This window comes from Paenibacillus sp. FSL H8-0315 (assembly GCF_038005365.1).
Classification (GTDB): domain Bacteria; phylum Bacillota; class Bacilli; order Paenibacillales; family Paenibacillaceae; genus Paenibacillus_AQ; species Paenibacillus_AQ odorifer.
In genome coordinates, this window is sequence record NZ_JBBOTA010000001.1 from 6,680,270 (window position 1) to 6,697,317 (window position 17,048).

A 17,048-nucleotide genomic window follows, 5' to 3' on the forward strand; every position below is an offset into this window, starting at 1 on the left:
GGAATGAACATGACCAAACCAAAACAACTGAAGCTAGGCGCACTGCTGCATGGAGTAGGAGGCAGCACGTCGATGTGGCGCCATCCTGATGCTAAGCCGGATGCAAGTGTAAACTTTGAATTATACAAGGCGTGGGTACAGAAGGCAGAAGAAGGCAAGCTGGATCTGATCTTCATCGCAGACGGTTTGTACATTAATGAAAAGTCCATTCCGCATTTCCTTAACCGGTTTGAACCGCTGACCATTCTTAGCGCACTCGCCGCCGTCAGCACCAACATCGGTCTGGTTGGTACCCTGTCCACCTCCTACAGTGAACCGTTTACCGTCGCGCGTCAATTCGGCTCACTGGATGTAATCAGCGGTGGCCGGGCCGGCTGGAATGTGGTGACTTCACCACTGGAAGGCTCTGCCTCGAATTACAGCAAAACAGAGCATCCTGACCATGGCAAGCGTTACCGTATTGCTACCGAATATTTGCAGGTGACCCGCGGATTATGGGATTCCTGGGAGGATGATGCGTTTGTTCGAGACAAAGAAACAGGTGTATTCTTTGATCCGCAAAAAATGCATACCCTGGACCATCAAGGAGAGTTCTTCTCCGTGAAAGGACCGCTCAATATTGCTCGTTCGAAGCAGGGGCAGCCAGTCGTGTTTCAGGCAGGTTCCTCAGAAGTTGGTAAAAATTACGCCTCAAAGGAAGCGGATGCTATCTTCACTGGCCACGAAACGCTAGAAGATGCCCAGGCATTCTATAGCGATGTTAAGACACGGGTAGCTTCATTTGGCCGGGATCCGAATGAGGTGCTGATCTTTCCTGGTATTGCACCAATCATTGGCGACACATCAGAGGAAGCAGAGCGTAAATATCAGGAGGTTGCTGGTCTCGTGACGATTGAGAATGCACTGAACTATTTGGGCAGATTCTTCGAGCATCATGATTTCTCGCAATATCCGCTGGATGAACCGTTCCCTGAGCTTGGCGAGTTGGGGCGCAATAGTTTTCAGAGCGGCACGGATAAAATCAAAAAGGACGCGAAGGAGAGAGGCTTAACACTAAGACAGGTCGCCTTACAATCCGCTACCCCGCGCAGCAGCTTTATTGGCACACCTGAGCAAGTGGCTGATCAGATTCAAACCTGGTTTGAGGGTGGAGGAGCAGACGGATTTATGATCGCAGCTGCTGTTCCTAATGGACTGGAGGAATTCGTCGATCGGGTAGTGCCGATTCTGCAAGAGCGGGGCCTGTTCCGCACTGAATACGAAAGTAGCACCCTGCGTGGAAATCTCGGTATTCCATTGCCAGAGAACCGCTATTCCAAGGCTTCACAACCGGTAGGGCAAAAAGCCGTACATTAACAATAATAATTTGAATCGAATAATTAGCTTTCGTCATAAAAAATGTAACGCAGCCGTTTAAGGCTGCGTTTATTTGCGTGCGAGCGGAGCTTGTCTAACAACGTAAGCGCTTTAAAGAACCAATCAGAGCAATAGATAACCAATCACTGTTATATAGGCAGGGTTCCCGCTGCACCTTATGATAGAAATATCAAGGAGGGATGTAAATTGTACGCTAAGTTCTACAAGTACCGATGGCAATATTTAATGATTCTTCCGGGAGTGCTGTTGCTATTTTTGTTCAGCTATATTCCGATGGCAGGGATTCAGGTCGCCTTCCGCGACTTTCAGATTGGCACCTCGATCTGGAACAGCACATGGGTGGGATTAGACAACTTTTCTTTCCTGCAAGATCCCCAGTTTTTAACTGTCGTCAAAAATACGTTATATATATCTGTGCTTAAGTTCATCTTCGGATTCCCGGCACCGATTCTACTGGCACTGGTGATTAACGAGGTAACCCGGCCTGTATTTAAGCGATTCGTGCAATCGGTCAGCTATTTGCCTCATTTTTTCTCATGGATTGTAGTCGCTTACATCCTGCAGTCTTTTCTGACTTTGGATGGTGGGCTGGTCAATCAGTTCATCGAGAAAGCAGGCGGTGATCCTGTATTTTTTCTAGGTTCCACGGAGTGGTTCCGGCCCATGGTTATATTAAGCGGCTTGTGGAAAGAGACCGGATGGAACACGATTCTCTATTTGGCTGCGATCACAACGATTGATCCGCAATTGTATGAATCCGCCAAAGTAGAGGGTGCAGGAAAGCTAGCCCAGATTCGGCATATCACCTTCCCGGGTATTCTACCGACAATATCGATTGTGCTAATTCTGAGTATCCCAAGCCTGATTTCAGTAGGGATGGATCAGATTTATCCGCTGATGAATTCTGCTAATCAAGGGGTCGCGGATGTACTGGATACGTATATCATCCGCAACGGATTGCAGCAGGGATATTTTGGAATGGCGACCGCAGTGGGATTGTTATCCTCAGTGATCAGCTTGATATTGGTTGTTTCGACTAATCAGTTATCCAGAAAAATAAATGGTGAAGGATTATGGTGATGGCATATGAAGCTCAGCAGAGGTGAAAAAATAGCTCAATACGTCATCGTCATAGTACTGGCAGGTCTGTGCTTGTCTGTACTATATCCATTCCTATACATGCTGGCCATCTCACTGAATGACGGTGCAAGTGCGGCCAAAGGTGGCGTGTATCTATGGCCCAAAAATTTCACATTAATTAATTATGAGATTGTATTAGGAAATGAGATTATCCGCCAGTCTTATCTAATTACAATCGCTAGGACAGTCATTGGCACATTCGCAGGACTTATCGTCACACTTCTGGTGGCCTTTGGCTTGTCCTACCGCGGCCTTCCATTAAGAAGCACGATTCTAGGCTATATTCTTTTAACCATGCTATTCAGTGGAGGACTGGTTCCTTTCTATATTCAGCTTAATAATCTCGGGCTTATCAACACGTTCTGGGTGTATATTTTTCCCGGGCTGTTCTCGGTCTGGAACATGTTTGTCATGCTGAAGTTTATACAGGGAATCCCTGAAGCTCTGGTAGAATCCGCTGAACTAGATGGAGCCGGTCCTGTTCGTACTCTGATTCAGATTATTATTCCACTCTCTCAACCTATGCTTGCCGCACTTGGATTGTTTACCGCAGTGGGACACTGGAATGACTGGTTCGCCGGTGCTTTCTTCGTCACGAAGCAGAACCTGATTCCGGTGCAGACCTTCCTGCAGCAATTGCTCGCTGCTCAGGATTTATCCGCTGTCCTTGGCTCGAATACCAACCAGGAAGCTTTGGCGAGAAGCTCACAAATGCAGAATATTACACTGATGTCGATTAAGATGGCAGTCGTTATGGTGAGTGCAATCCCCATCCTGTGCGTGTATCCGTTCCTGCAGAAATATTTTGTGAAAGGAGTTCTTGTAGGGTCAGTAAAAGGCTGATTTTCAATAATAGAACAGGGGGAAAAATCAATGATATTCAAAAAAACGGGTCTAGCCGCTTTGGCTGCAGCAACCTTACTGATGTCTATTGCCGGATGCTCCGGATCAGGTGAGAATACTACGAACAAGCCTGGAAGCGACAATGAAACGTCAAGTAACCTGCCCGCCAGTGGCTCGACTTCCTTTAATCTCTGGCTTGGATGGACGGCAACCATCAATAATGATAGTTTGGTCCAGAAATATTGGCGTGAACAGGAGCCTGGAGTAAATGTGAAGCTGGAAACCACTCAAGGCGACGCGATGACTGCACTTAATTTGAAGATAAACACAGGCGGCTTTGAAGATGCAGCTATCTTCAGCCGAAACGAAACGGTCAAAAGCGCGATGAACCGGTCGAAACAGCTTATGCCGCTAGAGCAGTATTTCGACATGCCTGACAAATATCCAGGACTTGCGTCTATTCCAAAGCAGTATCTGGAACTTATGAAGGATAATGAGGGCCATATCTGGTCCATTCCTACCTGGTTTGACCAAAACCCGGAAGATCCGTGGCCAGGCTGGGCATCTCAAGCCTGGATTGTCAGAAGTGATGTGCTGGAGAAAACAGGTATGACCAAAGAGGACTTAGCAACGTTAGAAGGAGTTGAGACCTTCCTTCGGAAAGCTGCAGAAGAGAAGGATGCTTCCGGCAAATCGCTTATTCCTCTATCATTCCTAATGGACACTAGTGATAATCTGGGCTGGAGCGATGAAAACGCGATTTTGACCGCATTCGGGGTGACTACAGCAGGTAATGGCGTTGACAAACGCGGCGATGATTTTGTATTCGCTTACGACGATCCCAATTATAAAGCAGCTTATCAATGGATGAACAAGATGTACCAGGAGAAGTTGATCGATCCAGAGGTCGTCACCAGCAAAAGAGAACAGTATACAGAAAAGAACAAATCGGGTCGTATTGCCTTCAATGTCGGCAGCTTCTGGAACATTCCTGCCTCAGCCTGGGAGACATTGGACGGCCCAACAGAGCCAGGGTGGTTTTACGAAGCGATCCCTTTTCCTAAAGTGGATGGTGTAGAGAAAGTCGGAATTAACCAGGTTACCAATCCGAATCCAGGCTATGATGTCTATGTTAGTGAAAAAACTAAAAATCTGGAAGCTATTCTGAAATTCTTCGATTATACCTTGCAGCCAAAACCCGAGCAGCAGCAGGTCATTAATGAAGGACCGGCGGGATTATACTGGGATTGGATTGATCAACCGTTGGGCAAATGGAAATTCACAGACGAAACCTACAAGACGAGCCGCAATTCCGGAGACACCGCACAAAAAGCTAAAGTCACCCCTGAGCTTTACATGACTGCCTCTTACAGCAATGAATGGTACCCATGGTGGAACACAGAGGATGCAGGAAAAGCCGGAGCTGCTAAGACCATTAAGTTCACTGAAGCTATCGGCAAAATGGGAACGATCCGCGTGGCAGAGCCTTATGATCTATTCCAGATGAAACAGGGCGGCGCATGGGAGAAATATTCACCGGAGATCGAAAATATCCGCAAGGAATATCGAGCCAAGCTTTTAATGGCCAAAGACGAGGGGCAATTCGAAAAGAATTGGAGCGATTTCCAAGCAGCACTAGAGAAGCGTGGGCACTGGAGTGAAGTCAAGCAGGAGTGGCTGGATACGTACAAGGAGGAAGTAACAGCCTTGCAATAGACAACCGTGATGCTCTTTCAGTCGCGGATCGTAAACGATAAAAAATTAATGGAGCACCTCTCACTTGGAGGGGGCTCCCTTTGCACTTCATGGGGGGAATCTATGATTAAACAACAAATAGAGAAATGGATCATCCGTATGACCCGTTCCATGAACCTGAGGAGTAAAATTGTATTATTCTACGGACTAATTGTATTTCTCCCCACCGTACTGCTGGCTGCAGGTGCAGGGTACATGATGCTTCATACGGTGCGGGCCAATTATATGCTTACGATCAGGGAAGCCGTTCGGCAAAGTGCGCAGAGTATTGAATTCAGGAAGCAAAGCTATGATCTGCTGGCTACCCGAACGGCTACGGATGGTGAGCTGATCTCTAGATTAGCCAGGGACTATGCGGATATCGATGAACAATTGGGTACGGTCAATTATGTGGACCGTTCCTTCCTGCTCACCAGTAAATACTTGCCAGGGATTGAGAACTTCCGAATCTATCATACCAACGATACACTAGTGCAAGATGGAGGGCTTCTGTGGAAGCCGGAAGAACGGAGCCTTTCGGGAATTCGAGAGCGGGATTGGTATACGAAAATGCTTCGCACAACAGACAATCTGGTATGGACTAATGCAGCTGACGACAGGACTAAGCTAGTGGTATCCCATAAAATTCTGAACGCGTATGGAGATGTTTACGGGATTGTGTACCTGTTACTGAACTATAACGGTGTCTTCATGGAATCGTTCGAACATCCTTTTGAAGGGGCCGGAGAATTGTATATCGTTGACGACAACGAACGCATTATTGCATCCTCGGAGCCCTCTGAAATTGGCAGCCGGTTATCCTCATCCTCCTTAGGTCAGTACTGGAACAACTCGTTGGAAACCTCAGCGACAAAAAGCGGGATGATGCTGATCACTCAGGAGATTAAGTCTGGCTGGACGGTTGCCGCACTTGTGCATCTTGATCGACTGGAGGAGCAGTCTACGCGGATTATGTACTATATCGGAGCAGGTATTGCTTTTTTCCTGCTGCTGTCCATCTTTCTAATCATGATTGTACTTAAAAATGTGATTTGGCGGATCCGCAAGCTGGGCACCAGGATGACAGATATCTCACAGGGCTATTTCGAAGTTACAGTGAGAAACCGTGACAACGATGAGCTGGGGGAGCTTGAGGTACTGTTCAATTCCATGTCTGGCCGTTTGAGAAAACTGGTCGAAGAACATACAGAGGCCATGCTCAAAGAGCGGGAGCAATCATTCAGGGCGTTGCAGGCACAGATTAACCCTCATTTTATTTATAATTCGTTAAGTCTGATCCGTTGGCGGGCATTAGATCAGCAGGACGAATTGCAAATCCGAACCATAGATGCGCTGACGACATTCTATCGGCTGGCACTCAATAACCGGGTTAATGTGACGCTGATCCGTGACGAAATTGAGCATCTGAAAGCGTATATCGAAATTCAGCAGCTGCGTTATCCCGGTCAGGTATCCGTAGAGTGGCTGGTAGAGCCGGACGTTCTTGACCTGTACAGCATTAAGCTGATCCTACAGCCAACGGTCGAGAACTGTTATCTGCACGGGGGCATCACAACTAGAACTCATGCTTTTATACAAATTACGATCAAACGAGTGGAGAATACGGTGCAGTTTCAGATTTTTGATAATGGAAAAGGGATTGGCAGTGAGAAGCTGGAACAGATCCGTGCCGGCAGCTACACGGGTACGCAAAACGGATTCGGGATGAACAATATCCGTGAACGTCTTGCATTGTATTTTGGCACAGAGGGCCGCTTTGAGATTGAAAGTGTAGAAGACGAATGGACTTGTGTAACCATTGATATCCCTGTTTGCAAGGAAAGTCCTGAGATAAAAAAGGGGGATGGAGCTTAATGCGGGCATTAATTGTCGACGACGAGCCTATGCAGATTCAAGGGCTTCTTCGTCATATTGGCTGGAAAGCTCTGGGGTATGAGGAACCGTTAACTGCATTATCTGGTGAAGAAGCACTAACGATTCTAGGAGAAACTCCTGTGGATGTGATGATCGCTGACGTCTCGATGCCCGGTATGACAGGGATCGAACTGCTCGCCAGATGCAGAGCGGATTATCCGACACTCCAGTCTTTACAGACTGTGATGATCAGTGGATATGACGAGTTTGAATTTGTGCAGGAGGCTATACATCTGGGAGCTAAAGCTTACGTTCTGAAGCCCATCAAGACGGAAGAACTCGAAATGAAACTGGCTGTGTTCAGAGAAGTAGTTGAGAAGAAAAAACAGATTGAACAGGAAACCACTGTACTTAGGGAGAAAGTTACAGAGAGCTATGAGGTGCTGCAGGAACGTTTCGTCAAAGATATGGTCGAAGGCTGGATCCACAGTGATGAGCTGCTCGAATCCTGGCGGCGCCTGCTGGATCTGCCTAATGGGGAATGGCAGGCAACTTTATTCCTGTTTGGATATGACCGCAGGTTCCTAGATAATCCGCATGATGCCAAGGATCGGATCCTGCTTAGCGAAGGGCTATTGAACTGCGTTAAGACTGGTCTATCTGGTTTCTCCGGTACCTATATAGGGAAGACAGGAGCGGATGAACTGGCCGTCATTGTGCTGAACGCAACGCCATTGGTGCGGGCAAGACTTGAGAAGCAGCTTGCGTTTATCCAAGATATCCTAAGAGAGCAGTATAAAGCCTCCGTCTCGGTCGGAATCAGCAGAGAGTGTTTGTTCTGGACGGAAATACCGTTGCTGTATAAGGAAGTAAGGCATATGATGACCGGTGCCAGGCTGGCCGGCTACGGACAAATCCTTTATTTCGACCGGAACTTGATGAATGAATATCATGATTTCCGGTTGCGTGAAGAATACATTCCGGAAATCGTTAAGCTACTGGACAGAGGAGAGAGCGATAAAGCTTCCGCTTATTTCAATCATGCTTTCGAAGTGTTACTTGCGCGAGAGCCTGTATCCTTTTCCTATGTGCAGGCTTTCGGAATGGGTTTGCTTAGCGAACTAGCCAGAAAACTGAAGCGTATACATGAGAAGGATTCAGAGATGAACATCCTCATGTGGCAGCGGTTGATCGACTGTACAGGCGTAGATGAAGTCAGGAAGGTCGTACTGGAATATTTGGCGCAATATGCTAAGCTTAATCAAAGAGAGCAGGTCGCTCAGCAGCATAACCTTATCCAGCGGGTCGCCCGCCAACTGGAGGAGCATCTGCATGAGAACATGACTGTAAAGCAGCTTGCTGAGCAGTTTCACTTGAATCACAGCTATTTAAGTGTGCTCTTCAAAAAAGAAATGGGCCGCACGATTTCCGACTTCGTGCAGGAAGCGCGTATGAACAAAGCCAAGGAACTGCTTCGTGACCCCAATATTAAGGTCTACGAGGTTGCCGAACAGGTGGGCTTTCAAACCGCGGCTTATTTTGCCTTCCTTTTTAAGAAAACAACCGGCACTACACCTCAGGAGTTCAGAGATTATCATTATTAGGAGTGATATTTTGCAGACAAAGATCAGCCTGGAAGGCGAATGGAAGTTGCAATTGGATGAGGGAAATCAAGGACTGGCATTGCCTTTTACAGATGTTATCACACTGCCGGGAACAACGTCCTACGCACGCAAAGGTTCGAAGAACGAGGATGTTTTAGTAAGCGCATTAACGGATGAGTATTTGTTTGAAGGGCAAGTCTGGTATTCAAAAGAGGTCGTCATTCCGGAAGAACTAGCCGGCAAAGTCTGCTTCCTATATTTGGAACGCACGAGGCTGACGACTCTATGGCTGGACAATCAGGAAATAGGCAGCCGTAACAGTCTGAACACCCCACATATATACGAGTTGCCGCAGCTTCAACCTGGGAATCATACGCTCACCATCCGTGTGGACAATACTGGTTACCCAACCAAAGGTGGACATTTAACGTCGCAGGATACCCAGACCAACTGGAATGGGATTACCGGACGTATGGAGCTTCAGTTCTATGGTGAGTCACGGCTCAGCGGCATCCGGCTCGATCCGGATCTCTCAGCCCGCTCAGTCCGAATCACGGCAACCTTGGACAGCAGGAACGAATCTATACTTACAGTGTCTGCGCAGAGCTTCAACAGCGACAATACACATGCTGTGGACCAGCGGGAGTACCCAGTCTCACCGGGTAGTTTTTCCTTCAACTATGAGCTTGGTCAAGACGCGCTGCTCTGGAGTGAAGGCGCTCCCAATCTTTATAACATAAACCTTGTTTTGAAAGACAGCGATGGATATATAATGGACCGACAGGAGCTCGTTTTTGGATTGAAGGAATTCCGGGCAGAGGGCGATAAGTTTACAATCAACGGACAAAAAACCTTCCTCCGCGGCAAACATGACGGCCTAATCTTCCCGCTTACCGGTTATGCCCCGACTGACGTCGAGGAATGGGTAAGAATCCTTGGCATCTCCAAGTCTTACGGCATCAATCATTATCGCTTTCATACCTGCTGTCCGCCGGAAGCTGCTTTCACCGCAGCGGATATGCTCGGTATCTACATGCAACCAGAGCTTCCATTTTGGGGAACAATCACGGAAGAAACCGACGAGGGCCATAATCAGGCGGAGCAGGACTATCTGATCAGCGAAGGCTATGCCATTCTCCAGGCTTTTGGCAATCACCCCTCCTTCGTGATGATGTCGCTTGGCAACGAGCTATGGGGCAGCAAAGCTAAGATTGATTCCTTCCTAAAGGACTATAAAGCATTTGATAATCGGATTCTCTATACACAGGGGTCCAATAACCACCAATGGGTGCCAGAAATTCTGGAACATGACGATTTCTTCAGCGGCGTGCGCTTCTCCAGAGATCGGCTGTTCAGAGGCTCCTATGCGATGTGTGATGCTCCATTAGGTCATGTCCAGATTGATCTGCCAGGCACGATGAAAGACTATGACGATCAGATCGTCCCTCAGGATCTCTTCAACGGAGAGGGGATGGAAGCTGCCGCTGGCGGAGAGATCCAGATCCAGTATGGTACGGAAGCCAAGACGGTGAAGGCTGGAGACGCTTCCGCAGAATGGATACCGCACATTCCGGTAATCTCGCATGAGATCGGACAGTATGCTACCTATCCTAATTATGAGGAAATCGATAAATACAACGGTCCGCTCAAAGCTGAGAATTTCAAAATTTTCCGTGAACGACTGGAAAGTAAAGGGCTGGGTCATTTGGCCGCCAAATATTTCGAATGCTCGGGGCAACTGGCAGTAGCTTGCTACAAAGAGGAACTCGAGGCGGCATTCCGCTCCCGTCGGCTTGCGGGTTTCCAACTGCTTGATTTGCAGGATTTCAGTGGCCAGGGAACGGCGCTGGTGGGTGTCCTCGACGCCTTTATGGATTCCAAAGGAATGATAAGTGCTGAGGACTGGAGAACTTTTTGTAATGATGCCGTTCTGTTGGCGAGATTTCCCAAGTATAACTATGTCTCTGGTGAAACGTTCGATGCCCATGTCGAACTGAGCTGTTTCCGCAGTGGTATGCCGAGTACATTTGAACTGCATTGGGAGCTTACCGAGGATTACGGTATACTCGCCTCAGGTTCAACCGAGGTGGACGTACCTGCAGGAACGAATTATATCGATATCTGCGATCTGGCAATAAAACTACCTGTAGTTGAACGGATGAGTACTATCGTATTATCCCTCTCCATACAGGGAACAGATATCCGCAAGAGCTATGACCTGTGGATTTATCCAGTGAAGAGTGGCAACATGCTGGAGGGTGTCCATGTCTTCGACAAGCTATCTGATGATGCGCTTGCATTGCTGGAGCAAGGTGAGAATGTGCTGCTTATGCCGAACCCGGAATCTCTCCAAAATGCTGTTGAAGGTTATTACTGCACAGATTTCTGGTGTTATCCAATGTTCCGCTCGATCTCAGAGAGCATGAACCGGCCAGTACCCATTGGTACTATGGGGATGTTGATTGATAACAAGCACCCGGTGCTTCGTGAGTTCCCGAGCGAGGAATATTCTACCTATCCTTGGTGGAGTATTGTTGAGAATTCGAAATCGCTCATCATGGATGCGGCAGACCGCAACTGGAATCCCGTAGTGCAGACTATCGATAATTTTGAACGCAATCATAAGCTGAGTTTCCTAGTGGAATGCAGTGTAGGAGCAGGCAACCTGCTGATATGCGCATTGGATGCTGATAAGGTTAGCGATACGCCGGAAGGCAGACAGTTCTTATCCAGCCTTGCGGGTTATATGAAATCAGATGATTTCAAACCACAGTACAAGGCGAATGTTGCGGAGCTTCTTGAGCTGATCCAATAGGTAGAGGCAGGCGATTACTAAGGCTCCTTATCGCATTTCATATGGATGAACAGTCCAAGGGCGCTATACTAAAAACTACTTTCTTCATTGAGTAAGACAGACGGTTTCATCGTAAAAAGATCTAGAGCAGCGATTCTCTTAATAAAGAGAGATTCGCTGCTCTTAGTTTTTTGCTGCTTTTAGTTTATTGGTAGCCGCCAGCTTCAACAGTGTCATCGTTATCTGAGTCTCTGAGGGTTTCGGACCCAGATGACACTATTTACTAATTTTCAGCCTTTTGAACAACATTTCGGACTCCAGTGACGCTATTGCTTAAAAAGAGGTCCATATGTGTTGTATTTCATACAGATAGTGGCTATGGGGACCGTTAGCCCACCAAAAGTACAATAATACTGCTTTTAGCGTCATCTATGTCCGATAGGTGGTGCTACATTGTTGCAATAGTTCTTAGAACTTCTATCGAACAAAAAGTAAAGGAGTTCACCAAGCAGCCTTTCGCGGCTCAAGGGAACTCCTTTTTTCGCGTTCGACGTATTACACGTATTGGTAAAGCACGGGAGTCAGAGGCTCCGAAACAAAACAAGCCTTAAAAAGCCACCTCTATAGATGATTGCTGATAAGCCTCACTCCAGCCTAGAGGGGTTGTTTGTGTTTATCAGCAACTGAGCAGTTTTACAAACGATTTCACAGGGTTGGAGACCTTTGAAAACATTAACCCGGTGCTATCATTGGTAATGAAGCTGCACACCTAAAGTTGTAAGCGCATTAACGAATGGCGCCAGAGCCGCTCATCGTCAGGAACAGCGCCAAATTTAGCAGGGTTTGGGGGAACGGGAAGACATGAATGAAATTCGATTGAACGATTTGAAGTGGGAAGTCAAAGGGTATTGGCCCTGGGTTCCGCTAAAGGGCACCAGTATGGAGCTGGGACAGGAATTGATGGGGGTTACGGACTGGATGCCTGCCACTGTGCCGGGTGGAGTTCACTATGATCTCTTCAGACAGGGCTGGATTACCAACCCTAATCAAGAGTTAAATAGCCTGAGTTGTGAATGGGTGGAGAACCGCTGGTGGGTTTACCGTACGACCTTGAAGCAGCCTGAGCTGAGAGCAGCCAGAGTTGAACTGGTCTTTCAGGGACTGGACTATGAAGCCTCGGTATACGCTGATCATTTACTGCTGGGTGAACATAAAGGTATGTTCGAGCCGGCTGTATTTGATGTTACAGACCTGCTCTCCGGGCGGGAAAGCCTTGAAATTTCAGTGCTGTTGAAGCAGGCGCCAGATGAAATGGGGCAAATCGGCAAAACCTCGGCTACCTTCACGCAGAAGAGCCGTTTTAATTATAAATGGGATTTCTCTACCCGGTTGGTCAATGTCGGAATTTGGGATGATGTGGTATTGAGGGTACATCAACAGTGCTCTTGGGATGATGTGTCGATCACTACAGATGCGGAGTTTGGCGAGAACGATAGAAATCAGATCTCGTCTGGTCGAATTACCATTCAAGCAGGAATCAAGCGAATGGCTGGCTCTGAAGATGATGGGACACTGACAGCGTGCATCACCTGTGCTGATCCGGAGGGGAATCCGCTGCTGATTCAATCGCGACCAGTTCGAGCTGGAGAGCTTCTGAACGCGGAGCTGGACATACCCGAACCTGAGCTATGGTACCCAAACGGTTATGGAAAGCAGCCACTGTACAATCTTGAACTAAAGCTACTGGATGAAGCTGGAACGGAGTTGGATACCCAGAGCTTTCAAACGGGCATTCGCAAGCTCGATTATATCCACAATGTAGACAGTCCAGACAACGCCCTACCATATACAGTGGTGATTAACGGAAGCAAGATCTATATGAAAGGGGTAAATATGACCCCTCTGGACCATCTCTACGGGAATGTAACGGTTGAACAATATCAACTGATGATTCGTCTGATGAAAGCAGCTCATATTAATCTCGTTCGGGTATGGGGCGGTGGAATCATTGAGAAAAAGGCTTTTTACGACTTATGTGATGTGAACGGCATTATGGTCTGGCAGGAGTTCATTCAGTCCAGTTCAGGTATTGACAATATCCCTTCGAAGCAGCCGGAGTTTCTGGAGCTGCTTCACAAGACTGCCTGCACAGCGCTCTGTGACAAACGCAATCATGTATCGCTAACGGTATGGAGCGGCGGCAATGAATTAATGAGTGAGCCGAATAAGCCTTCCGACAGCAGCGATTCCAATCTGGCGATGTTGAAAGAACTGGTAGAACAGTATGATCCGCAGCGACTCTTCCTACCGACCTCAGCTTCCGGCCCGGTAGAATATATTACGGATGCAAAAGGTCAGGGGCATGATGTGCACGGTTACTGGAAGTATATGGGAAACCCTTATCACTACGAGTTATATGGCAGCAACGATAATCTGCTGCACAGCGAATTTGGGGTGGACGGTCTGAGTTCTCTCAAAAGTCTGGAGAAATTTCTGAGTGAGACCAACCGGCGACCGGTTTCTATGGAGAACAACGCGATATGGAGACATCACGGGGAGTGGTGGGATACGCTGAGCCGTGAAGAAGAAATGTTCGGCAGCATGACAGATTTGGAGCAGTTCTCTGCCTGCAGCCAGTGGATACAGGCGGAAGGAATCCGGTTCGTGCTGGAGGCTAACCGCCGCCGTAAGTTCCGAAACAGCGGCAGCATTGTATGGCAATTCAACGAGCCGTGGCCGAATGTGTCCTGCACTAACCTTGTCGATTATTACGGTGAAACGAAGATGGCCTACCATTGGGTGAAATCTGCCTTCCGTCCGCTACATGTTTCGCTGGACTACCGCAGTCTACTGCTTACACCAAGCACCGGATTTCAGGGAGATGTATACGTGCATGGAGGAAATGGACACAGGGTAGAAGTCGACGCGGAAGTCTTCGATGCAGTCGGACGGTGCATCTATCAGCAATCATTTGAGGCAGAGGGAAACAAAGATCAGGCTGTCGGCGCTGGGGTGCTGAATTTCAACGTGCCAGAGCATGAGGATGCTTTATATTTCGTCAGATTGTCCTACCAGGACGGCGATGAAGCACCACAGCAGAATTTATATGTATTCTCTACCAATAAAAAGCATCCATATGCTCCCGCGCTTGCACTTATAGGAGGCAATCTTGAGGTGCGTCAGGAGAGTTTATGGCAGCCGACGGGTGCTCAGGAGAAGAGCCAGCAGGCCCTTTTTACAGTCCAAAATACCGGTAGTGAAGTTTTACTGCATATCCATGCAGAGGAAAGGGGAGACCGCTACTGGATGGAAGCGGATGAGCAGTTCCATACCCTCTTTCCGGGTGAGACCAAAACAGTAACGGTTATTTGCACTCCTAAACTCTCAGGAGGATTCCTGTCTGGGGAAAATTATAGGATCACAGATGGCTTGCCAGAAATTAGATTCATGTCGTTCCTAACAGCACAGAGCAGAATGATACAGGTTGGAGGAGAAAAAAATCGTGAGTAAAACATTGTGTTTTGTACCGGAGGTACATGTTCCGCTAAGTCGGTTTATTCAAGCCAAGGGATCTACACCTGTCGCTATACCTGTTAGCAGAGCAGTGGCTGATTACTTAAGGCTGCACAACGCTCCACTGCTGCTTGCTTGCTTGCGAGGCGGCGAAGTAGCTTATCAGAAAGCGAATTGGTCAACCCTCCATGAAGACACTGTTGAAGTTGAAGCAGCAGAAGGGATCTCCGAGAAAGAGGAGGGGGTATTTGTATTAGTCAGTCCTATGCTGACCAATATGCTTCCTGTAGTGTCTCACTGGGATAATAGCGTTGCTGAGGGAAAAGGAGGCTTCCGTTATGGCGGAACAGATGGCATAGGGACATTGCGGATGGACGAAGCCGGGGAAAAGGTTGTTTCCGAGCATGCACGACTCTACAATAGCGACCCAGATAGCCCTTATGTATACAATACGGAAGATCATCAGCTGTTCGGAGGCAACGAGGGAAATAAGAATTTTAAAACTCCGCAATTCGAGCATTATATCGGTGACCGCTACAGTCTCTATGCTGTAGATGATCTAGTTGCAGTTTCCTTGAGCGACCGCATCCTTAAGACCTTCGGATTTCCGGTGGTTTTCCGCAATGCATCCACAGACAATGCTTCACTTTTAAGTAATGCGCCTGTATTTCAGCTCATCAGCGGCAGTCTGCTAGTTACAGAGAATGACCAGCATAGCCTTGCTTCCTATATTCTGCCGCCCTTTTGGAGCGCGGCAAATGTTAAGGGATATCCACTGTTGTTCAATGGTTATTATGATGCCAATGAGAATACCTTCAGTACGGTAGGTCCCTCATTTCTGGAAATCATCGGCAAGACTCTGGCCAGCACCGGCAAAGGCGTTGTCGGCATTCTGTGGAACGGAGGAGGATATATCGGCAGCCGTTCCTTGCAAGGCTCCATCTATGCTGGCATTGGGGCGGCAATTACCAGAGGTCAAGAAAGTTATGGCGGTGATGCAGAGCAGGTAGTGGCTGTAGGTGGTTCGCGCGGCGGCTTAACTGCGCTGCTGGCTGGAGGCAATCCGCTTTGCTTACCCTACCGGGTGCGCTACACACTGTGTTATGCACCGCCGTTGATTCTGAACGGGCTTACCCGTGAGTTTGCCGAAGGAGCTTGCCCACTGATCTGGCATGTGGCGGAAGTAGACACCGGTTACCGGGAAATCTGGAAGAAAGATTGGCAGCATCCACAGAACGGCAGCACGGGAATCGAGACTCTGCTACAGACTCTGACGGGAACTATTGACTCTGCAAGTCTAAAGGAAACGACCGGACTGGAATCCGAATTTTTTCTGGAGGGTCTTAAAGCGAGTGGCACAAAGCTGCTGATTAACCATGGCACGCATGATGCCTTTACCCTTAGCCGCTTCAGCTTTTCCTTCGCGGCTTTGATCCGGAGTCGCGGGATACCGCTTCGCCATGAGATCGGATACCGCTTCGGCCATAACAACTGCACGGATCTTTACGAGCAAGCTACTCTATGTCTAATAGCTCTGCTACAGGAACAGGAGCTTGAATTCACGGGCACGGTGCATTATCGCAGACGCAGTCCGGCTGCGGGAGAGTGGGAGCAGACCGAACGTTTTGTCCCAACTCATCAACCCGTTTTTCTGGAAGCACCTAAGTTCGTAGCGGTGGGTAGCCCTGTGGCTTGGACTCTTTATGGAGAGCCGGGAATGGAATACCGCCTGGATCTGGGAATCCTAGATCAGCAGGCTTGGGAACAGAAGCAGCAGGTAGTTCGAAATGAGCGCATCACACTGGCGTCCGGTGTATTGCCGAACAAACAGCATCCGCTTGAACTCTGCTCGTGGCAGGATGGCGTAAGCCAGCTCACTGACGGACAACATGCGGGCTTTTATCTTTATGAGCTGTCATACAGGCTCAAGGGTGAGCAGAAGTGGAGCGTAGTTTCTCCCTCCCGTGTGCCACAGCCCGGCGTAGAGCCTCAGTCGGTGCTTCGTATTTTGGAGGAGCAGCCCAATCCGGCGAGCGAAGCGTTTCGGGCGGAAGCGGCCGTCCTCTGCATCAGCGCAGGGTTAAGTGAGGCCTAAACGATTCACTATAACATGAACATAAGCGGTGTGCGGCCATTCCGGTGCGTGCACTGCTTTTTTTTGCCAACAA

General features: G+C 48.3%; 9 protein-coding genes. All 9 read left to right on the forward strand.

Annotation, left to right across the window (positions count from 1 at the left end; translation table 11 throughout):
* The first annotated feature begins 9 nt into the window (after positions 1–9).
* Positions 10–1,356, forward strand: coding sequence for an LLM class flavin-dependent oxidoreductase (locus MHB56_RS29245; protein WP_076125544.1), 1,347 nt, complete (start codon positions 10–12; stop codon positions 1,354–1,356).
* Positions 1,357–1,563: 207 nt separating this feature from the next.
* A complete protein-coding gene (locus tag MHB56_RS29250) occupies positions 1,564–2,457 on the forward strand; it encodes an ABC transporter permease (RefSeq protein ID WP_081383282.1) in 894 nt (297 codons plus the stop codon).
* Positions 2,458–2,463: 6 nt separating this feature from the next.
* On the forward strand, positions 2,464–3,360 hold the full coding sequence (locus MHB56_RS29255) for a carbohydrate ABC transporter permease (RefSeq protein ID WP_036677267.1): 897 nt from the start codon (positions 2,464–2,466) through the stop codon (positions 3,358–3,360).
* 30 nt (positions 3,361–3,390) lie between these two features.
* Positions 3,391–5,076: a hypothetical protein gene (locus tag MHB56_RS29260; protein WP_341144332.1), complete on the forward strand. Its 1,686-nt coding sequence runs from the start codon at positions 3,391–3,393 to the stop codon at positions 5,074–5,076.
* Between the two features lie 102 nt (positions 5,077–5,178).
* Complete coding sequence (locus tag MHB56_RS29265; protein WP_076184638.1) at positions 5,179–6,969, forward strand: cache domain-containing sensor histidine kinase; 1,791 nt, start codon at positions 5,179–5,181, stop codon at positions 6,967–6,969.
* Positions 6,969–8,573 carry a response regulator gene (locus MHB56_RS29270; RefSeq protein ID WP_076184639.1) on the forward strand — a complete coding sequence of 535 codons (1,605 nt, stop codon included), beginning with the start codon at positions 6,969–6,971 and terminating at the stop codon, positions 8,571–8,573. Before MHB56_RS29265 ends, MHB56_RS29270 begins: the two co-directional genes overlap by 1 nt.
* A gap of 10 nt (positions 8,574–8,583) precedes the next feature.
* Positions 8,584–11,388, forward strand: coding sequence for a glycoside hydrolase family 2 TIM barrel-domain containing protein (locus tag MHB56_RS29275; RefSeq protein WP_076302094.1), 2,805 nt, complete (start codon positions 8,584–8,586; stop codon positions 11,386–11,388).
* Positions 11,389–12,228: 840 nt separating this feature from the next.
* Positions 12,229–14,877 (forward strand): glycoside hydrolase family 2 protein, encoded by a 2,649-nt coding sequence (locus MHB56_RS29280; protein WP_341144333.1) that lies wholly within the window; start codon positions 12,229–12,231, stop codon positions 14,875–14,877.
* Positions 14,870–16,975, forward strand: a complete 2,106-nt coding sequence (locus MHB56_RS29285; RefSeq protein WP_341144334.1) for a hypothetical protein — start codon at positions 14,870–14,872, stop codon at positions 16,973–16,975. Before MHB56_RS29280 ends, MHB56_RS29285 begins: the two co-directional genes overlap by 8 nt.
* Positions 16,976–17,048: the final 73 nt, after the last annotated feature.